Source organism: Ensifer sp. Root278 (assembly GCF_001429285.1).
Classification (GTDB): Bacteria; Pseudomonadota; Alphaproteobacteria; order Rhizobiales; family Rhizobiaceae; genus Ensifer.
In genome coordinates this window covers 145645-164763 of the sequence record NZ_LMJJ01000005.1, presented here as the reverse complement: position 1 = coordinate 164763, position 19119 = coordinate 145645, and the positions used below count along the sequence as shown (strand labels likewise).

The 19119-nt window shown below is 61.4% G+C and carries 18 protein-coding genes and 1 tRNA gene; 12 read left to right on the top strand and 7 right to left on the bottom strand.

The window, feature by feature from the left end; genetic code table 11:
* Positions 1-257: 257 nt before the first annotated feature.
* A complete protein-coding gene (gene iolG, locus ASE60_RS07510) occupies positions 258-1250 on the top strand; it encodes an inositol 2-dehydrogenase (RefSeq protein ID WP_057249113.1) in 993 nt (330 codons plus the stop codon).
* Positions 1251-1348: 98 nt separating this feature from the next.
* On the opposite strand, the gene ASE60_RS07505 is transcribed toward iolG, so the two are convergent.
* Both ASE60_RS07505 and ASE60_RS07500 read right to left on the bottom strand, forming a co-directional pair.
* The gene (locus ASE60_RS07505; protein WP_057249112.1) at positions 1349-3709 is read right to left on the bottom strand and encodes an EAL domain-containing protein; all 2361 of its coding nucleotides are present in this window, start codon (positions 3707-3709) and stop codon (positions 1349-1351) included.
* Positions 3710-3839: 130 nt separating this feature from the next.
* Positions 3840-5054 carry an ROK family protein gene (locus ASE60_RS07500; RefSeq protein ID WP_057249111.1) on the bottom strand — a complete coding sequence of 405 codons (1215 nt, stop codon included), beginning with the start codon at positions 5052-5054 and terminating at the stop codon, positions 3840-3842.
* 346 nt (positions 5055-5400) lie between these two features.
* On the opposite strand from ASE60_RS07500, the gene xylF reads away from it, so the two are divergent.
* From xylF to ASE60_RS07475, 5 genes are all read left to right on the top strand, one after another.
* Complete coding sequence (gene xylF, locus ASE60_RS07495) at positions 5401-6438, top strand: D-xylose ABC transporter substrate-binding protein (protein ID WP_057249110.1); 1038 nt, start codon at positions 5401-5403, stop codon at positions 6436-6438.
* Between the two features lie 226 nt (positions 6439-6664).
* Positions 6665-7990, top strand: a complete 1326-nt coding sequence (locus ASE60_RS07490; RefSeq protein WP_057249109.1) for a sugar ABC transporter permease — start codon at positions 6665-6667, stop codon at positions 7988-7990.
* A 12-nt stretch (positions 7991-8002) separates the two neighbouring features.
* A complete protein-coding gene (locus ASE60_RS07485) occupies positions 8003-8788 on the top strand; it encodes an ATP-binding cassette domain-containing protein (protein ID WP_034793927.1) in 786 nt (261 codons plus the stop codon).
* 195 nt (positions 8789-8983) lie between these two features.
* Positions 8984-9060: transfer RNA gene (locus ASE60_RS07480), tRNA-Arg, on the top strand.
* A 423-nt stretch (positions 9061-9483) separates the two neighbouring features.
* A complete protein-coding gene (locus ASE60_RS07475) occupies positions 9484-10092 on the top strand; it encodes an alpha/beta fold hydrolase (RefSeq protein WP_348272220.1) in 609 nt (202 codons plus the stop codon).
* Positions 10093-10700: 608 nt separating this feature from the next.
* Here the strand turns inward: ASE60_RS07475 and ASE60_RS07470 are convergent.
* The 5 genes from ASE60_RS07470 to ASE60_RS07450 form a co-directional block, all read right to left on the bottom strand.
* Complete coding sequence (locus ASE60_RS07470; protein WP_057249108.1) at positions 10701-11255, bottom strand: OmpA family protein; 555 nt, start codon at positions 11253-11255, stop codon at positions 10701-10703.
* Positions 11252-11929, bottom strand: coding sequence for a L,D-transpeptidase (locus ASE60_RS07465; protein ID WP_057249107.1), 678 nt, complete (start codon positions 11927-11929; stop codon positions 11252-11254). The genes ASE60_RS07470 and ASE60_RS07465 overlap by 4 nt, the downstream gene beginning before the upstream one ends.
* A 510-nt stretch (positions 11930-12439) precedes the next feature.
* The gene (locus tag ASE60_RS07460; protein WP_306341285.1) at positions 12440-12910 is read right to left on the bottom strand and encodes a hypothetical protein; all 471 of its coding nucleotides are present in this window, start codon (positions 12908-12910) and stop codon (positions 12440-12442) included.
* A gap of 74 nt (positions 12911-12984) precedes the next feature.
* A complete protein-coding gene (locus ASE60_RS07455) occupies positions 12985-13455 on the bottom strand; it encodes an aminoacyl-tRNA deacylase (RefSeq protein ID WP_057249136.1) in 471 nt (156 codons plus the stop codon).
* A gap of 85 nt (positions 13456-13540) precedes the next feature.
* Positions 13541-14086: a dTDP-4-dehydrorhamnose 3,5-epimerase family protein gene (locus ASE60_RS07450; protein WP_057249106.1), complete on the bottom strand. Its 546-nt coding sequence runs from the start codon at positions 14084-14086 to the stop codon at positions 13541-13543.
* 172 nt (positions 14087-14258) lie between these two features.
* Here ASE60_RS07450 and ASE60_RS07445 point away from each other — a divergent pair, with 172 nt between their 5' ends.
* The 6 genes from ASE60_RS07445 to ASE60_RS07420 all read left to right on the top strand — a co-directional run bounded on the left by ASE60_RS07445 (position 14259) and on the right by ASE60_RS07420 (position 19109).
* Positions 14259-15011, top strand: a complete 753-nt coding sequence (locus tag ASE60_RS07445; RefSeq protein ID WP_057249105.1) for a CmcI family methyltransferase — start codon at positions 14259-14261, stop codon at positions 15009-15011.
* 85 nt (positions 15012-15096) lie between these two features.
* A complete protein-coding gene (locus ASE60_RS07440; RefSeq protein WP_057249104.1) occupies positions 15097-15813 on the top strand; it encodes a WbqC family protein in 717 nt (238 codons plus the stop codon).
* Complete coding sequence (locus tag ASE60_RS07435) at positions 15810-16535, top strand: class I SAM-dependent methyltransferase (RefSeq protein WP_057249103.1); 726 nt, start codon at positions 15810-15812, stop codon at positions 16533-16535. The genes ASE60_RS07440 and ASE60_RS07435 overlap by 4 nt, the downstream gene beginning before the upstream one ends.
* Positions 16532-17407 (top strand): NAD(P)-dependent oxidoreductase, encoded by an 876-nt coding sequence (locus tag ASE60_RS07430; RefSeq protein WP_057249102.1) that lies wholly within the window; start codon positions 16532-16534, stop codon positions 17405-17407. The genes ASE60_RS07435 and ASE60_RS07430 overlap by 4 nt, the downstream gene beginning before the upstream one ends.
* Positions 17407-18402: an ATP-grasp domain-containing protein gene (locus ASE60_RS07425; protein ID WP_057249101.1), complete on the top strand. Its 996-nt coding sequence runs from the start codon at positions 17407-17409 to the stop codon at positions 18400-18402. Before ASE60_RS07430 ends, ASE60_RS07425 begins: the two co-directional genes overlap by 1 nt.
* Positions 18399-19109, top strand: a complete 711-nt coding sequence (locus ASE60_RS07420) for a metallophosphoesterase family protein (protein WP_057249100.1) — start codon at positions 18399-18401, stop codon at positions 19107-19109. The genes ASE60_RS07425 and ASE60_RS07420 overlap by 4 nt, the downstream gene beginning before the upstream one ends.
* The last annotated feature ends 10 nt before the right edge of the window (positions 19110-19119 follow it).

Genomic DNA, 19119 nt, shown 5'->3' with positions numbered 1-19119 from the left:
CCCTTGACGGACGCAACTAAAATGGAATAAAAATTCCGAAATGACCCGCGTCGGCTACTTCATTCCAAATGAATGGACGGGCCGACTGGGTGCGGAGGTACCAAGGGAGAGGCGCCGGCGCAGCGTTCCAACACGCGATTTTTCGTGGCAATTCTCCGATCGATTCGCGGAATCAGTGTTCCGCGGCGCCTTTGCGCGATGAGCGCCGATCATCACGCCCCTTCCCGGTCGCGAGCCGGAATTCGAGAGAAACTGAGATGACAGTCAGATTTGGTCTTCTGGGCGCCGGACGCATCGGCAAGGTTCACGCGAAAGCCGTCAGCGGCAATCCGGATGCCGTGCTCGTCGCCGTTGCCGACGCCTTCCCTGCCGCCGCCGAAACCATCGCCAAGCAATATGGCTGCGATGTGCGCACCATCGAGGCGATCGAAAAGGCTGACGACATCGACGCCGTCGTCATCTGCACCCCGACCGACACCCACGCCGACCTGATCGAGCGTTTCGCGCGCGCCGGCAAGGCGATCTTCTGCGAAAAGCCTGTCGATCTGGATGCCGAGCGCGTCAAGGCCTGCCTCAAGGTTGTCAACGAGACCAAGGCCAAGCTGATGGTCGGCTTCAACCGCCGCTTCGACCCGCATTTCATGGCCGTCAAAAAGGCGATCGACGCCGGCAAGATCGGCGACGTGGAAATGGTGACCATCACCTCGCGCGATCCGGGCGCCCCGCCGGTCGATTACATCAAGCGTTCGGGCGGTATCTTCCGCGACATGACGATCCATGACTTCGACATGGCCCGCTTCCTGCTCGGCGAGGAGCCGGTCTCCGTGACGGCAACCGCCGCCGTTCTCGTCGACAAGGCGATCGGCGAAGCCGGCGACTATGACAGCGTCTCGGTCATCCTGCAGACGGCTTCCGGCAAGCAGGCCATCATCTCCAACTCCCGCCGCGCCACCTATGGCTACGACCAGCGCATCGAGGTGCACGGCTCGAAGGGCGTCGTCTCGGCTGAAAACCAGCGTCCGGTCTCGATCGAGATCGCCAATGGCGAAGGCTACACCCGCCCGCCGCTGCACGACTTCTTCATGACGCGCTACACCGAAGCCTATGCCAACGAGATCGAGAGCTTCATCGCCGCGATCGAAAAGGGTGCGGAAATCACGCCGTCGGGCAAGGATGGTCTCGCCGCACTGGCCCTCGCCGACGCCGCCGTGAAGTCGGTTGTCGAGAAGCGTCAGATCAGCGTCGCCTGAGGCTACGGCCGGTAACACATCAAATGGAAAAGCCGGGCGCCACACGCCCGGCTTTTTTCATGTCACCACTCTGGCAAACCGGCATCCGCGCAGGTGCCTCAGCCCTCAGCGCATACCGGCATCTTCTCCCATCGCGGCGCTTCCCGGCCGGTGCTGGGCGCAGCGCCCGGTCGGCCGGAGAGATACCCTTGGATCTGCAGGCAGCCCTCCTCCACCAGGATCTGCCTCTGCCGTTCGGTTTCGACGCCTTCGGTCACGACCGCGAGCCTGAGGCTGTGGCCGAGCGCGATGATGGCGCGGACGATCGCCTGTGCGGAAGGGTCCTTTTCGAGGGCAGCGGTGAAGCTGCAATCAATCTTCAGCTTGTCGAAGGGGAAGGTCTGCAGGTTGCTCAGCGAAGAATGTCCGGTGCCGAAGTCGTCCATGACGATCCGGACGCCGAGGACGCGCAGGCGAACCAGCACCGCCAGCACATCCTCGCGATTGTGCATCAGCGCCGCCTCGGTGATTTCGAGCTCCAGCCGCCAGGGATCAAGGCCAGTCCGACGCAATATGCTCGCGACCTGATCGAAGAGATTGGGCAGAAGGAACTGGACCGGCGAGATATTGACGGAAATCGGCAGCGGCTCGTTCCATTTTGCCGCTTCCGTGCAGGCCTGTTCCAGCACCCACTCGCCGATCTGGATGATCGAGCCGCTTTCCTCCGCGATCGGGATGAACACGTCAGGGCCGATCAGCCCGCGCTGCGGATGGTTCCAGCGCAGCAATGCCTCGTAGCCGATGATCCTGTCGCTCTGGACTTCGACCAGCGGCTGGTATTCTAGAAAGAACTGGCGGCGAAGCACCGCATGGCGCAGGTCGTTCTCGATCTGCCGGCGGGTGCGAACCGCCTCATCCATTCCCCGGTCGAAGAAGCAGGCGATGCCCTTGCCGCTCTGCTTGGCGCGGTAGAGTGCCGTGTCGGCATTGTTGCGCAACTGATCTGCCGTCTGCCCGTCGACCGGATAGAGCGCAGCACCAATGCTGACGCCGACGGCGGTCGGATCGCGATTGGTATCCATTTCCGCGGCAAACAGCGCCAGGATGCGGTCCGTCAATTGGCGCGCCGCCGCCGGCCGCTTGCCGCCCACGTGGATGATTGCGAACTCGTCACCGCCGAGCCGGGCGACCGTGTCGTGCTCTCCGGCAGCCTGGCGCAGGATATCGGCAACCTTCTTCAGGATGCGGTCGCCTTCGCCGTGGCCGAAGATATCGTTGACTGCCTTGAAGCGGTCGAGGTCGAGGCAGAGGATTGCCAACTCTTCGCCCCGCGCAGAGGCCGCCGCCAGCGTCTGGGCCAGCCTGCGGTCGAAGAAGGCGCGGTTCGGCAAATCGGTGAGCGCATCATGATGGGCCAGATGCTCGATCGTGCGCTCGGCTTCCTTCCGTGCCCTCAAGTCGCGCACGAAGATCACTTCGCATTCGCGGCCACGATACTCGATCGTCCGGCACATGAATTCCACCGGAATGGTGCGCCCATCGGCGTTGAGAAGATCGATCTCGCCGGGACCATCCCCGCGCCTGTGTCCCTCGAGCCCTTCCTCGCCGAAGACGAAGATCTCCGACGGGCGGCGCACGGACAGATCGGAAAACGTCCGACCGGTGAGGCCGGAGAAGCGCTCGTTGGCTTCGACGATGACGCCATCGAAAACGATCGCCATGCCTTCGAGCGAGGCGTTGGCGAGCCCTCTGAGATCGGTCAGCTGCCGATCGACGAAGAGGGCGCCGAAGGCGAGCACGATCAATGTCGTGGAGGCTGCGATGACCCCGCCGGCGAGCCAGGCGGGATGAATGGTGCCGGCGACAGCCACATTGGCCTCCGGCATGAGCGTCACGCCGCTCATCGACGTGAAGTGCATGGTGCAGATTGCCAGCACCAGCAGCAAGGAGGAGACGACCAGCCGCCGCATGCTGCGCAAGGCATGAAAAGCATGAAGCGCGGCACCCGCCAGCAGCGTTCCCACGACGAGCGCCGAAACAGTCGCTTGCGGATCGTAGCTTATGTGCCCGTGGATCTCGATCGCCTGCATGCCGGTGAAATGCATCGCCGCGACGCCGGCGCCAAGCACGAAGCCACCGCAGGACATCGAGAGACGTGAACCACCACCGAGGCCGATTGCAAAGGCGACCCACGACGCGGCTATGGCGACGACCACCGACAGAGCGGTGCCCCAGAGGCCGTAAGCAACCGGCACACCACCATCATAGGCCAGCATGGCGATGAAATGCGTCGACCAGACACCGACACCGCAGGCAAAACCGCTGGCCGCGATCCAGAGGCTGCGCTGGCTACCTTCGCTTCGCCGGGCGCGCAGCAGCAGCAACATCGTTGCGACACTGCCCGCCAGGCAGACGATCGCGGCGGCCACGATAAGGCGCCAGTCATGGTCATCACGTATGCATGCAATCACTGAAAACATGAGTGTCTCCCGCGTCACAGCCACATTGACAAGGAGTCGCTAAATAACTGTAAATTGCATTACTAGAGGTGCTCACCTTCGATACAACCCCAAAAAAAGGTTGCGTCAGGCGATGCACTTCAACCGTGCATCAGGAAACGCCGGTGGCGGTAATATCGGCGTCGATCGCGCCCAGCGCCCGCTCCAGATGTCCCTCGAAGACGAGGCGTTGCTCGTCGGGCGCGACCGATATTTCGGGAGCGCCCTGAAGGCGGACCTGCATGGACTGGGCAAGTCCTTCTTCGATCCCCGGCAGCATGAGATCGAAGTATCGGATGCCGGGCCCGGTGACGTGGACAGGCATGCGCTCGTAGAGGCTCAGCATGCGCGAGATGCCGTTGCCGAGCGCAATGCCCGCCTGGCGGAACGCGTAGCCGGCCATGCGATGTCCCTGCCGCGCGCTGGCCGCGATCTTGTCGAGCTCGGCGACGGGAACGAACTTGGCGGGGATGGTATCCGCCGGCACCTCGAAGGCGGCACGCAGAATCCCATAGAAACCGGCTGCCGCCTCGATGCAGCCATAGGCGCCGCAACGGCAGAGGCCCGCTGACGGCGCGTGCAGCATGTGGCCGAAATTCGGCGCGCTGACATCCATCTCGCCGCTCTGGCTCTTGCGGGCAACGCCAAGGCCGATGCTGTGGCCGAGAGAGATCGCCGCAAGCGCCCTGAACCCACCTTCCGGTTTGCGTTCGGCTTGTGCTGCAAGCGCCTGCGCGACCAGCAGAGTCTCATTGCTGAGCATGACTTTCGCGCGCCATTGCGGCGCAAGCAGTGCAGCGAAATCCAGCTCTTCCCGACCGAAGACCGGCGACCACAAAAGCCGCGCCGTGTCGCTGTCGACCAGCCCCTTGCTGCTGATCGAAACGGCGAGCACGCGATCCCGCTCCAGCCTTGAGCGCTGCAGCAGACGTTCGAGCGCGTCCACGAATGCGCGAGCGAAAGGGATCGTGCCGCGCTCGTCGTGGTTTCGCGATTCGTCGAAGCGGTCGAGAAGCGTGCCGCCGTAATCGATCAGCGAATATTGCACGATGTCGGAGGAGATCCTGACGACCACGAGATGGCCGTAGTCGCGCCGCGGCGTGAAGAGGACACGCGGCCGCCCTCGCCCACCCTGCACCTGGTGCTCGGCCTTGGCGAGCACCCCCGCCTTTTCCAACTCCGCCGTGATCGCGGAAACGGTCGCCGAGGCAAGCCCCGTATCAGCAGAAATTTCCGTATGGGAGAGATTGCCGGCGCGCCTGAGCGCCGCAAGGACCAGCGCGCTGTTTTGCTGACGCACGAGCTCAGTGCTGGACTTGGTCAGCATGAGACGTCCCTGTCAGTGGCGGATCCTTCGAACACATGCCCCTCCCAAAGCATCTGTTGAACGGCAAGACAAGGCGCCGGACGCCTTGTCGACAGCCTTGTGGCACGGATTTTGTCGGCGGCCGAGAAACAACGGACGCGACCGCTCGCTAAGCACCTTGTTGATGCCGCAACCACCGCATTCACGCCGTGTTGACAGCCTCAAAAATCCATGACATTCATTTTCTCGACTGTCGAGAAAATAATTCCGCACGGTGTAGCGGCACGATCTACGACAGCGTTCCAAGGCTGGCGGAGGATGTGCGGGAGGTTCGCACGCTCAGCCGGCCCTCACTCGGGAGGATGAAATGAAATCCGTTTTGAAGCTGATGGCAGGTGTTGCCGTCATCGTTTCCCTGCATTCCGTTGCCCAGGCAAAGGACCTGGTCGTCGGCGTGTCCTGGTCCAACTTCCAGGAAGAGCGTTGGAAAACCGACGAAGCCGCCATCAAGGCAGCACTCGAAGCATCCGGCGACAAGTACATCTCCGCTGACGCACAGTCGTCGGCCGCAAAGCAGCTGACCGACATCGAGTCGCTGATCGCCCAGGGCGCCAATGCACTGATCGTGCTTGCCCAGGACAGCGACGCCATCGGCCCGGCAATCGAAAAGGCCGCTGCCGAAGGCATCCCGGTCGTCGGCTACGACCGCCTGATCGAAAACCCGGCCGCCTTCTACATCACCTTCGACAACAAGGAAGTCGGCCGCATGCAGGCCCGCGAAGTGTTCAAGGTGAAGCCGGAAGGCAACTACGTCTTCATCAAGGGTTCTTCGGCTGACCCGAACGCCGACTTCCTCTTCTCCGGACAGATGGAAGTGCTGAAGGAAGCCGTCGATGCCGGCAAGATCAAGAATGTCGGCGAAGCCTACACGGATGGCTGGAAGCCTGAAAACGCCCAGAAGAACATGGAGCAGTTCCTGACCGCCAACGACAACAAGGTCGATGCGGTCGTCGCCTCCAACGACGGCACCGCCGGCGGCGCGATCGCAGCCCTCGATGCGCAAGGCCTCGCAGGCTCGGTCCCGGTCTCCGGCCAGGATGCAGACAAGGCGGCGCTGAACCGCGTTGCCTTGGGCACGCAGACCGTTTCGGTCTGGAAGGATAGCCGTGAACTCGGCAAGCGCGCCGCAGAAGTCGCCGTCGAACTTGCCGGCGGCAAGAAGATGGAAGAAGTCGCCGGCGTCACCACCTTCAACGGCGGACCGAAGGGCGTGGCCATGCAGTCGGTCTTCCTTGCACCGCTGCCGATCACCAAGGACAACCTGAACGTCGTGATCGACGCAGGCTGGATCTCCAAGGAAGAAGCCTGCCAGGGCGTCAAGGGCGACGTCGCGGCTTGCAAATAAACCGCATCAGCAGAACTGAGCGCTGACGTCAGACAAGCGCCGCAACGCAACCCGTTGCGGCGCTTGCGCAAGGTGCGTGCCGGGCGGACAATGCCAGACGCACAACCAGCGCAGCTCAACGAAAACGCTCGATCTCTGCCGTCGCACCGGACTTGTCGCGTCGATCCGGCTCTTGGTGCCACCTGACGCGACGACATCAACACAAAAAGTGGGGGAAGGCACGTCCATGGCCGACATCACACAAGGCAACACGCAGGGCGCACAAGCAAACCGCGCCCGCACAGCGGACGAAAACCCGGTGAAGCGCTTCTTCCGCGCCACCGAAATCGACACCCGGCTGCTCGGCATGGTCGGCGCGCTCGTCATCATCTGGATCGGCTTTCAGATCATGACCGGCGGCCTGTTCCTGACGCCGCGCAACCTGTGGAACCTGACAGTTCAGACGTCTTCCGTCGCCGTGATGGCGACCGGCATGGTGCTGATCATCGTCACCCGCAACATCGACCTTTCCGTCGGCTCCGTGCTGGGCTTCTGCGGCATGGTCATGGGCGTCATGCAGGTAAAATTCCTGCCGCAGTATCTCGGCCTGGAACATCCGGCCATCTGGATCATCACGCTGTTGAGCGGCATCGCCGTCGGTGCCGCTATCGGCGCGCTGCAGGGCTCGATCGTCGCCTTCCTCAACGTGCCCGCCTTCATCGTCACGCTCGGCGGCCTGCTCGTCTGGCGCGGCGCCACCTGGTTCGTGACCAGCGGCCAGACGGTCGCACCGATGAATACCACCTTCCGTCTGATGGGCGGCGGCACCGAAGGCTCGATCGGCGCGACGGCAAGCTGGATCGTCGGCATCCTCGCCTGCATTGCCATCGTCGCTGCCATCCTCAATTCGCGAAAGCAGCGCAAGCGCTTCCGCTTCCCGTTGCGCCCGGTCTGGGCGGAGTACTTCCTGGCGATCCTCGGCTGTATCCTGGTGCTGGGCGCAATCACCGTCGCCAATAGCTACTACTGGCCGACCAACATCGCCCGCAAATATGCCGACGCCAACGGCATCGCCTGGCCGGAAGGCGGACTGCAGATCTCGCACGGCATCGCCATTCCGGTTCTCGTCGCCATCGCCGTCGGCATCGTCATGACCTTCATCGCCACACGGCTGCGCTTCGGCCGCTACGTATTCGCGCTCGGCGGCAACCCGGAAGCAGCCGAACTTGCCGGCATCAAGACGCGCTGGGTCACCGTCAAGATCTTCACGCTGATGGGCATACTGTGCGCCATCGCCGCGGCAATCTCGACCGCCCGCCTCAATGCGGCGACCAATGCGCAGGGCGAGCTCGACGAGCTCTATACGATCGCCGCCGCGGTCATCGGCGGCACCTCGCTTGCCGGCGGCGTCGGCACGATTGCCGGCGCCATGATCGGCGCGCTCGTCATGCAATCACTACAGTCGGGCATGGTGCTCCTGGGGATCGACAGTCCGTTCCAGCGCATCGTCGTCGGCGTGGTTCTCGTCGTCGCCGTCTGGCTCGACACCATCTACCGCGCCCGCGCCAAGTAAGGAGTACGATCCATGAAAGACCAACGCACTCCGCTCGTGGAAATGAAGAACATTTCCATCTCCTTCGGCGGCATCCACGCGGTGGACAACGCCTCCGTCGATCTCTACCCCGGCGAAGTCGTGGCGCTGCTCGGCCACAACGGCGCCGGCAAGTCGACCCTGATCAAGATCCTCTCCGGCGCCTACAAGCGCGATGCCGGCGAGATCCTGATCAATGGCGAGGCTGCGGACATCAACAACCCGCGCGACGCCAAGAAATACGGTATCGAGACGATCTACCAGACGCTCGCCGTCGCCGACAATGTCGATGCCGCCGCCAATCTCTATCTCGGTCGCGAGCTCAGGACCCCCTGGGGCACGCTCGACGACGTGGCGATGGAGGCCAAGGCCCGCGAAGTCATGGGGCGCCTCAATCCCAACTTCCAGCGCTTCAAGGAACCGGTGAAGGCGCTTTCCGGCGGCCAGCGGCAATCGGTGGCGATCGCGCGCGCGATCCTCTTCGACGCCCGCATCCTGATCATGGACGAGCCGACGGCAGCGCTCGGGCCACAGGAAACCGCCCAGGTCGGTGACCTCATCAAGCAACTGAAGCGCGAAGGCATCGGCATCTTCCTGATCAGCCACGACATCCACGACGTCTTCGACCTCGCCGACCGTGTATCGGTGATGAAGAACGGCCAGGTCGTCGGCCAGGCCCGCACCGAGGACGTGACCAAGGACGAGGTGCTCGGCATGATCATCATGGGCAAGGTGCCGCCAAAGGCGATCCCCGGCCCCGGCGCCATGCAGGTGGCATGAACCAATACTCGGCGGCGCGCCTCACGCCCGCCGCCGAGCCCTTTTTGTCGACCGGCAGAAGCAGGGCAAGCAGTTGCATTTTCAGCAGCAACCACAAATTCCCCTGCGAACTCCGCCTTTTCACCATTGATGCGGCGCCAAAGCTAAGCTATGAACCGCTCACAGCCTGCTTCGGCGGCCCTGCCGCCAACGGATGCACCCGTAGCTCAGCTGGATAGAGTGTTGGATTCCGATTCCAAAGGTCACAGGTTCGAATCCTGTCGGGTGCGCCATTTTTGCCGAATTTACGACTTCTCGCGATCGGCTACGCGCAGGCCATCTGACAAAATTCGTTGTCGCATGAAAGGCGATGTTCGGCGGCGAAGGGCGTTACTCTGCTCTTCCTGAGCGCTTCGCGCCTGTTCTATTCAAGGGCCTACTGCATGTTTCCTTTAATCGTAGCCGATTGAAGGACAAAAACATGCAGCAATTCAAAGTGCTACAGCGACCTTTGCGCGTCAGTAAGACGCGTGGCGCTGTAGGGCCCGCCGCAGGCGAAAGACGCGCTTCGCCCGACATAGCAAGTTTGAAAAACACCGGCAGCGGCTTAAACTCGGCGACCGAGCTTCCAGCAGGAAGTTCGTCCGCCCTTTCCTGACCCGCCGGCCGAACATACGGATGTCGTTCGGGAAAGTTGCTTCCCCTGGAGGTGTGGCATGCCCAACAAACCCAGCATTGTCTTCGCACATGGCCTCTGGGCCGACGGATCCTGTTTCAGCAAGGTCATCGAACTGCTGGTTGCCGACGGCTACGAAGTGATCGCGACGCAAAACCACTTGAATACCGTCGCCGACGACGCCGCGGCAGTTCGCACGTCGCTGGGCCGTGTGCGCGGTCCGGTTGTTCTGGTCGGACATTCCTATGGAGGTACCGTCATCACCGCTTCGGGCACCGATGATCGCGTCAAGGCGCTCGTCTATATCTGCGCGCTGGCGCCGGAGAACGGTGAAACGACGGCGGCCGACCAGACAAAATTCCCCCAGGCCCCCGTCTTCCAGCATATCGAGGTGGCGGACGGCCGGCTGTTTCTTCGTCCTTCGGGGATCCCGGAATTCGCCGGCGATCTGCCTGAAGCAGAACAGAGGCTCGTCTGGGCCACGCAGATGGGGCCACTGGCAGACCTGTTCGATCAACCCGTTCCGGGGGGCGTGGAAAACAAAGCCGACATACTACATCGTCGGTACCGAAGACCGGACAGTTCAGCCCGACCTGCAACGCTTCCTCGCCAAGCGCATGAATGCAAAGGTGACGGAACTGGCCTCTAGCCACGTCCCGATGCTGTCTCAACCCCGCCGCGTCTACGAGGTGATCCGCGAGGCCGCCGACAGGGTGCAGCAATCGGCCGGATAATGTCTGCCTGCCGTTCCGTTCGATTGATACGCTCTGGACCAGTCAAGCGGGCGCCGTCGAATGACGGCGCTGTTGGCGACTGGATCGATGGTGAGGCTGGCGAGGTTAGTCTCGCGCACGCATCGGCAAGGCGACGTTCCCGCCGCGTGCGAATACTGGGACGCAACGGGTACGATCACCTACGGCGGACTTCGTTGAAGGGGTATCGCGACGCTGTGTCGATCGCAGTCGGACACATCAACTACCTGCATTGGGAGCCCGAAACGATCGCCGTGCGGGTGCACGGAGACTCGCCGTGATCCGCTATTGCGCGCAGCTTGAAGTGATCTTCGGCGGGCACAAAGTGCCGCTCAGTGCCTACTGGCACACGGACACGTATGAATGCAGAGACGGGCAATGGATGGTGGTCTGGTCGCAGGCAACTGCCGTTCAATAGCGAACGGCCCACCTGTTCCTCAAGCCTCTGCCATGAACGCGAAGGGTCCGATTTCGGCTGGCCAAGAGACGCCGAGGCGACGCGCGATCAAATCGCGTCGCGCTCCGTGCGCAGATTGGAGACGACGCGGCGGTTCTGTACCTTGCAGGAGCGCTCCGTGCAGTCGCGCACCTCGCGGTCGTTTCCATACCCCTTGGCCCACATGCGGTTTGGGTCCACGCCCTTCGAGGCGAGATAGGCCATCGCTGCATCGGCGCGCTGCTGCGACAACGTCGCCATCTTCGATGCGGAGCCGCTGTCGTCGGAAAAGCCCTGCAGCTTGACGAGCCAGCGCGGGTTGCTGTTGAGCCAGATGGCCTGCTTGTCCAAGGTTGCCTTGGCGACGGGATCGAGCGTGGCCGAGTCCTGGGTGAAATAGGTCCGGCGGCCGACATTGAGGATGAAATCCTCTTCGCTGCCGGCCGAGACAGTCTCGAAGCCGGGCGCCGGATCGTCGGTTTTTCCGGTCATCGGCACCACGGTCGGTTCTTCGACCGCGGCAATCTCGGTGGTGTTGCAGGCGGTCAGCGTCAGCAGAATGGCCGCAGCAGAAAGCAGCCTCGTATATCCGGGCGTAGCGGGCATCGGGGTGGTATTCCTCATTCGACCTGGGTTGCGACCGGGGTTGCTTGGCTGACCTCGGGGGCCTTGTCGGCAATGTGCGGCAGGACTTGCACGGCGGTGCCGATGGGGCACCGCTGATAAAGATCGATCGCGTCCTCGTTGAACATGCGGATGCAGCCGCTGGAAGCATCCTTGCCGATGCTGCCCGGCTCCAGCGTACCGTGGAAGCGATAGCCGGTATCGACGCCATCACGAAGCAGGTACATGGCGCGCGGGCCAAGCGGGTTCTTCGGCGAGCCTCCCTCGACGAACTCAGGCAGTTCGGGGTGACGCTCGCGCATTTCCGGCGGCGGCGTCCAGCGCGGCCAGAGCGATTTGCGGTCGATCGTAGCGCGGCCATACCATTTGAAGCCCTCGCGCCCGACGCCGACGCCATAGCGGATAGCTGTCTTGTTCTCCATGATCAGGTAGAGAAAATGGTGCCGGGTATCGACGACGACCGTGCCGATCGGCTCGGTGCTGAAATACTTGACGACCTGACGCTGCCATTTCCTGTCGATCTTGGCGAAATTCGTGCTTCGGTAGGTCACGCCATTATCGACTGCGGGGTCGGAAAAATAGGACGCCGCGGCAGCGAAGGCCGGTTTCTGGGCTGCGCCTGCGCTAAGCAGCGCCAAACCACCAAGCATAATATCCCTGCGGGTGCATTCCATCGGCAATATCCCCCGAAAAGCCAAGCAGCGAGCCGCAGTAAATCAGATTTTTCATTTGCCACAACGGAAAATTATCAGGCACCGATTCTTTCAATGACTGTTTTGCAAGAAGCGTTTCGCCGATAGTTGCAGACTATCACGCGATTTTGCCTGCTCTGCAGGTCTAGGGGATAGGGTCTATCGCCGGATCGATCGCCCCCGTGAGCAACACCGGCAAGTGACGCTTGCGAAGCGCCATAATCGATTGGCTCTTCTCAGTAGTCGCAACAATGGCACATTGGTTATTGTCGAATTTCACAACATTGGGTGACGACAATTGGGCGAACATACCCTCGCGGCATCTTGGGAACCAAGGCAGCGGTTGTCGATCATGTCACCTGCAACAGGCTCGTTGGCGAGCGCGGTCCTAAAGCCTGTCGCGCAAAAGTGCGCAGCGGTTTTGCGATAACGACACGCGAAATATCAAAAACTTAAAGCGCAAGGAGCGAATCTGAAAGATCGCGACGCGCTTTAGTTGGCCCTGATGTCCCGCGCCTGGCCCGATTCTCTCAGCTCTTCGACCGTCTTGCCGAGGCAGCTTCCGCCCTGTTCGGTGCCCACGGCCTTTGCCCCTCCGCCCAGGGTAATCGTCCCGGCGAAGTTGTCCGAGGCCAAGTAGGTCGCCGTGCCATCGGCCGTTACCTTCGACAGGTAAAAGGCATGCTGCGTGCCCTTGTATTCGCAGGCGACAGCGAACGGAAACTGATCGAACAGATTGCCCTCCGCGAGGGCAACGGATCCGAAAGCTGGAGCGCTGGCCGCAACCAGCAGCAGTGTCAGAGACTTGGACATATTCGTAGAGCGTATGCGCACCATCGATCCCCCCAACCCGGTATAGATAAGGTGTCCGTCGAAAAGGATGGTGACGCCAAGCCCCCGCTTTGACAAGCCCGACAGGCTGCATTCGAACTCGGCAATGTTCGACCGCAGGTGGGCTGTCATCTCCGACCCAAGAGAACGGCGCGCGAAGGCGGCCGCCGGCGAACCGCCGGCTTGGCATATTCTCTGAGCGGCCGTCAGGCCGGGTGGCTGAAGCGGGCGATCTGCGCACCCTTCATCAGGTTGCGGAAGTTCGATCCGCTCATGTGCACCAGCGTCCTGTGGTCGCCGCCCTCGAAGTAGACGTCGTTTACGTCGCCCAGACTTTCGTCGAGCAACACCGGCACGTCATAGGCCGAGCCGATCGGCGGCACCGCGCCGATATCGCAATCGGCGAAGAGGTTGCAGACTTCCTCTTCCGAAGCGAGACCGAGGCGCCGGTCCATCACGTCCTGCAAGGTGGAGAGCTCAACCCGGTGCGTGCTCGGCACAACGGCAAGCACGTACCCCATCTCGTGGTGAACGACCACGGACTTGGCAAGCCTGCTGCCGGGCACATGTGCCGCTCTCGCCGTCTGGCTGGTGGTGGCTGTGCGGTGATGGGCGACGGTGTCATAGGCGACACCCGCACCATCGATATAGTCTTGTAGTTTTCTGGCGATCGTCATCGTCGACACCCCTTCTTCCGTGGTGGCGCGGAAAGGTTATTGTCCTCCCATCCACCACGAAGTCAACGACGGACGGGACCGACGATCAGCGCTCGTCCTTCAGCATCGCGAAGGCCTGGTCACGCGCCGACATCTGGGCCACCGGCAACGGCCAGGCGATCGCGAGCCTCGGATCCAGGGCATTGAGCCCGCCCTCGGCATCGGGCGCATGGGGCTTGTCGTGCAAATAAATCAGCTCACAATCAGCGGAAAGCGTCTGGAACCCGTGCGCGAAACCGCCGGGGATCATCATCGACCGGCCGTTTTCAGCGCTCAGGACCTCGCCATGCCACTGAAGATAGGTCAGGGAGTCCGGCCGCATGTCGACGGCGACATCGAAGATTGTGCCCGCGAGACAGGAGACAAATTTCGTCTCGTCATGCGGCGCGCGCTGGAAATGCATGCCGCGAACCGTGCCTGCCACCCGCGTAAGCGTATGATTGATCTGGGCAATAGAGCCGCCGGCGCCAAAATCGGCGAGTTCCTCGCGGCAGAAGAAACGTGAAAAGAAGCCGCGATCGTCGCCAAAGCGCTGGCGTTCGACAACAACGAGACCCGACAGGGGTGTAGGAATACGGTCAAAACGCGACATTGAAACTTCCACGAGTGAGCGAGGCGCCCCCGCTTTCCCCCCTTAAGAAACCGGCCTTGACCGTATTTGCAATTGTCGACATGAAAGCGTTCACAGGAAAGCGTTACGAATCGACGAGGCTTCAAGATCGCGAATCGTGACCTGCGGCGTATCCGAATAAAGGGTAGCAGTTATGGCAGCAGCAGACGATCGTCTCGCATTCGAGGCTCACAAGAAGGAAATGTCGCTCGCGCTCGGCAAGGACGAGGACGCCTTTCGCCAGTCGCTCGAGACATTGGTGACGCTCGACAAATACGACTATGCCTATCTCTGGTCGTTCATGGGCGTGCCGATCATCCAGATGCCGGCCGATGTCATGGCAACCCAGGAAGTGATCTGGAACAGCAAGCCGGACGTCATCATCGAAACGGGCGTCGCCCGCGGCGGTTCGGTGATCTTCATGGCCGCGATGCTGCAACTGATCGGCAAGGGCAAGGTCATCGGCGTCGATATCGACATCCGTGCGCACAATCGGGATTCGATCGAAAAGCATCCGATGTCGTCGCGCATCACACTGATCGAAGGCCCCTCGACGGCGGCCGAGACGCTGGCGAAGGTGAAGGCGGAAATTCCTGAGGGCGCCTCGGTCATGGTCGTGCTCGACAGCGACCACAGCCGCGACCACGTGCTGGATGAACTGCGCACCTATGGCCCGCTGGTCACCGAAGGCCAGTACATGGTGGTGGCGGATACGGTCCTTGGATGGGCCGATTCATCGCAAACACCCACCAAACGCTCGAAAATCTGGCGCGCCGGCGACGAGCCCTATGCGGCGCTCAAGGCGTATATGGAAGAATCGACCCGCTTCGAGACCGATGAGGCCCTGAACGGCAAGCTTGTCCTTTCAAGTTCGCCGCGCGGCTATCTTCGCTGCATCGAAAAGTAGGGGCACGAAAAGAGCGGCTCGACCAGGCCTTCGTGCCGCTCGCCAACTCTCGATCGCGAAAACACGAACACTAGGCAAGTACCGGATGACTCGGAATATTGTCATCTCACAATCCATGTACTTTCCTTGGGTTGGGATGCTGGAGCAGATCAAACTGGCGGACGTGTTCGTCCACTACGACGATGTGCAGTTCTCGCGCGGCAGCTTCACAAACCGCGTACAGATCAAGACCCAGAACGGCGTCCGCTGGCTGACCGTGCCCTTGAAAGACCTTCGCATGGGGCAGCGGATCGATGAAGTGCTGATCGACAATCGAGACGACTGGCGGGCCCGCCACCGCGATATCCTCCGGCAGGCCTATATGAAGGCCCCCTTCGCCAAGGATATGCTGGAACTGGTCGACGATGTGTTCGCAAAGGACGCATCGACGATTGCGGATGTTGCACGCAATTCCATGCTCGCGCTTGCTGCCTACTTCAATCTGGACAGACCGAAGTTCGTCTCGTCGGACACGCTGACCATTGGCGGTGCGAGCAGCGAGAGAGTATACGACATCACTGCGCATCTCGAAGGGACGGTTTACATCACCGGCCACGGCGCACGGAACTATCTCGATCACGATCTCTTCAATCGCAACGGAATATCGGTTCAGTACATGAACTACGAACGTACACCCTACCCGCAGATGCACGGAGAGTTCACCCCTTATGTGACGGCATTGGACCTCGTCGCCAATTGCGGTACCAAGGGCGCAAGTGTCGTGCATTCCGGAACTGTCGATTGGAGGGAGTTTACCAAGTGAAATCCGAGAACCTGGATAACGTGGCGTCGGAATATCTTCCAAACGCAGTCACATCGATCGAGAACAATCTCATTCTCAACTGGTATCCGCAGCGCATGGTCGAACGCTTTGGCAAATGCCAATCGCTGCTCGATCTTGGAATTGGCCACGGCTACACCCCTCACCTTTTCAACAAGGTCTGCGACCGCCACGTAATCGTGGAAGGCTCGCAGTTCGTCATTGATCTTTTCAAGAAGAACAGCCCGGACTTTTCCGGCGAGATCGTCTTCTCCTATTTCGAAGACTTCGAAACGGAAGAGCGCTTCGACGTCATCATCATGGGTTTCGTTCTCGAGCATGTCGACGATCCGGGCCTCGTCCTCGACCGGTTCCGGCGCTTCCTGAAACCCAATGGCCGTCTGTTCGCCGCGGTGCCGAATGCCAAGTCGTTGAACAGACGACTGGGCGTGGAACTCGGCAAGATCGACGACATCTACAGCCTGAACGCCAACGATCTGGCGCTCGGCCACAAGCGCCAATATTGCCGGGACACTTTCCGCGCCGAACTCGAAAATCATGGCTTCCGCGTGGTGCACGAGGAAGGCATCTATCTGAAGCCTTTGCCATTGCCCGTGTTGCAGACGCTGCCCGATTTCGAGGCCAATCTGCATGCCATGCTCAAGGTCGGCATTGAGTTCCCCGATCTTTGCGTCGGCCTGTTGATGGAAGCAGAACTGGCATGAAGACCGCCGCCATCATCGGCACGCGCTCGATGTTGGGGGGCCAGCTTGTCGCGCGCCTGCGGAACATGGGCGTCGAGACCATCAGTGTCGGCCGGGCGAAGACAGATGACATCTTCTTCGACATCGAAGGCGGCTCGGCAAAGGCACCGGATGGCCTGACCGCGGACGTGCTGTTCCATTGTGCAGCGAGCTTCGCCGACGACGGTCCATCGGGGACACAGCAAAACTTTGCGGCAAATGCCGCAAGCGCGCTTCACGTCGCCGAGCTCGCCAAACGGCTGCAGACCAGGGCGGTCATATACGCCGGATCGCTTTCCTCGGACGCGACGCTGGATGCGGCACCCCTGACATCCTACGGACTCACCAAGCAACTGGCAGAGCAAATGCTGGAATGGAGCTCGCAGAAACTGGGCTTTCGCTTCTGCAGCCTTCGCTTCTCGCAGCTTTATGACGTGGAGGGCCGCTGCTGCGCCCACCAGCCGTGGATGGGGCGTATCATCGCCTACGCGTCCCGTGGGCTCGACCTTCGCATGCCTGCTTCCCATGGTGTGCGCAACTTCCTGCACGTGCAGGACGCGGCAGATATGATGATCCGCGCGGCCGAAACGGGCATATCCGGTGTTTGCAATGCGGTTCACACGGAGGCGATGACCTGCGACAGGATCGCTGAAATCGCCTATGAAACCTTTGGGCTCGGGGGCAATGTCGTGATCGCGGCGGAGAAGGCTCCCTTTCGGAAGGTGAATTTTCCTGATGGTGCGGAAACACTGGCCGAGTTGGGCATGCCGCCTCTGATCACGATGCGAGACGGGATTGCCATGATCAAATCAGCCGGAACCGCCGAAGCATTCGGCCCGATGGACGTCAAGTAATGCACGACGACACAAAGCAATCGAAACAGCCGATTACGGTCGTGGTGACTGCGGTAGGCGCAATCATCGGCCAGGGTATCGTCGCGTCGCTCCGCCGATTGGAAGCACCGATCCGTATCATCGGCATCGATCGTGATGCCAATGGCATCGGTCGACACTTCTGCGACGACTTCGTCGCCAAGCCATCATGCGATGAGACCTCTCCCGTATATCTGGAGTTCTGGCTGGAACTGCTTCGGCGAGAAAACGTCGCACTGGTGCTACCCGGCCTGGAACTCGATGTCCTGTTCTTCAATGACAACCGTGCATGCTTCGAGGCGACCGAGACGCGCGTCGTCTTGAACAGCTCGCCGCTGATCGCGCTGGCGCAGGACAAATGGGACATGGGCGAGGCACTGCTGCAAGCGGACCTTCCGGCCATTCCGAGCACGCTTAGCCGCAGCCTGGAAGCTTGCACCCGCGAGCTCGGCCCCTTGCCGCTGCTGCTGAAGCCCCGTCGCGGCAACGGCTCCCGGGGAATAGCACTCCTGCGGGACGCGGCCGATTTCGATTATTGGACCCTGAAGAGCGCGGACGATTTCCTCATCCAGAAATTTGTGGGCAGCAACGACCAGGAATACACGGTCGGCGCGTTCGGATTTGGTGATGGCACGACGCTGCCGCCGATCGTCTTCAAGCGCAAGCTGTCCGTCGCCGGCAACACCCAATATGCCGAAGTCGTCGACGAGCCGCTCCTGACCGAGGCCGTGCGCAGGCTATCGCAACACTTCAAGCCGCTCGGACCGACGAACTATCAGTTCCGGCTGGAAGGCACGATCCCCTACCTGCTCGAAATCAATCCTCGCTTCTCGAGCAGTACCTCACTGCGTGCCGCCTTCGGCTACAACGAGGCGGCGATGGCGCTCGACTACTACGTTTACGGGAGAAAACCCGAAGCACCGGAGATCAAGACGGGCCGGGCCTGGCGCTACTCCGAGGACCTGGTGGTTCTATGATCGCCATCATTTCCGATATTCATGGCAACCTTCCCGCACTCGAGGCGGTGCTCGCACGCATCGACGAACTCGGCTGCAGCTCGATCCTGTCGCTGGGTGACGTCGTCGGATACTACGCTCAGCCGGGCGAGTGCGTAGACGTGCTGAAAGCACGCGGCATCGCAAACATCCTGGGCAATCACGATTATTACATCGTCAGCGGAGAAGGCTGCCCGCGATCGAAGATAGTCAATGACATCATCGAGTACCAGAGAGGCATCATTTCGGCCGATCAACGCGCCTGGCTCGCCGGATCGCAAACCTACGTCGTCGATGGATCGACCTATTTCGTTCACGGCAGCTGGCAGGATCCGATCGACGAATATCTCTACAAGGTTTCGGAGGCGCAGTTTCCCGACGGCTGCGAACGGCTTTTTGCCGGACACACCCATGTGCAGGTGCGCCTGGAGATCGGCGGCAAGGTCTTCTGCAATCCCGGCTCGGTCGGGCAACCGCGCGACGGCGACCCGCGCGCCGCCTTTGCGACGCTCTCGCCGGCAGGCATCGAACTCCACCGTGTCGCCTACGACATCGACAGGACGGCCCACCACATGCGGCAGGCGGGCTTCCCGGAGCGCTTTTACGAAAACCTCTATCTCGGCGCGCAGATCGGCGGCCGGATTGACAAGATCGTTGCCGCAGACGCAACCAACGACCGATCGGCTTGAGCACAGGCGA

Coding starts and splice junctions, on each gene's coding strand:
- iolG (WP_057249113.1), top strand. CDS start 258: ATGACAGTCAGATTTGGTCTTCTGGGCGCCGGACGCATCGGCAAGGTT.
- ASE60_RS07505 (WP_057249112.1), bottom strand. CDS start 3,709: ATGTTTTCAGTGATTGCATGCATACGTGATGACCATGACTGGCGCCTT.
- ASE60_RS07500 (WP_057249111.1), bottom strand. CDS start 5,054: ATGCTGACCAAGTCCAGCACTGAGCTCGTGCGTCAGCAAAACAGCGCG.
- xylF (WP_057249110.1), top strand. CDS start 5,401: ATGAAATCCGTTTTGAAGCTGATGGCAGGTGTTGCCGTCATCGTTTCC.
- ASE60_RS07490 (WP_057249109.1), top strand. CDS start 6,665: ATGGCCGACATCACACAAGGCAACACGCAGGGCGCACAAGCAAACCGC.
- ASE60_RS07485 (WP_034793927.1), top strand. CDS start 8,003: ATGAAAGACCAACGCACTCCGCTCGTGGAAATGAAGAACATTTCCATC.
- ASE60_RS07475 (WP_348272220.1), top strand. CDS start 9,484: ATGCCCAACAAACCCAGCATTGTCTTCGCACATGGCCTCTGGGCCGAC.
- ASE60_RS07470 (WP_057249108.1), bottom strand. CDS start 11,255: ATGAGGAATACCACCCCGATGCCCGCTACGCCCGGATATACGAGGCTG.
- ASE60_RS07465 (WP_057249107.1), bottom strand. CDS start 11,929: ATGGAATGCACCCGCAGGGATATTATGCTTGGTGGTTTGGCGCTGCTT.
- ASE60_RS07460 (WP_306341285.1), bottom strand. CDS start 12,910: ATGACAGCCCACCTGCGGTCGAACATTGCCGAGTTCGAATGCAGCCTG.
- ASE60_RS07455 (WP_057249136.1), bottom strand. CDS start 13,455: ATGACGATCGCCAGAAAACTACAAGACTATATCGATGGTGCGGGTGTC.
- ASE60_RS07450 (WP_057249106.1), bottom strand. CDS start 14,086: ATGTCGCGTTTTGACCGTATTCCTACACCCCTGTCGGGTCTCGTTGTT.
- ASE60_RS07445 (WP_057249105.1), top strand. CDS start 14,259: ATGGCAGCAGCAGACGATCGTCTCGCATTCGAGGCTCACAAGAAGGAA.
- ASE60_RS07440 (WP_057249104.1), top strand. CDS start 15,097: ATGACTCGGAATATTGTCATCTCACAATCCATGTACTTTCCTTGGGTT.
- ASE60_RS07430 (WP_057249102.1), top strand. CDS start 16,532: ATGAAGACCGCCGCCATCATCGGCACGCGCTCGATGTTGGGGGGCCAG.
- ASE60_RS07425 (WP_057249101.1), top strand. CDS start 17,407: ATGCACGACGACACAAAGCAATCGAAACAGCCGATTACGGTCGTGGTG.
- ASE60_RS07420 (WP_057249100.1), top strand. CDS start 18,399: ATGATCGCCATCATTTCCGATATTCATGGCAACCTTCCCGCACTCGAG.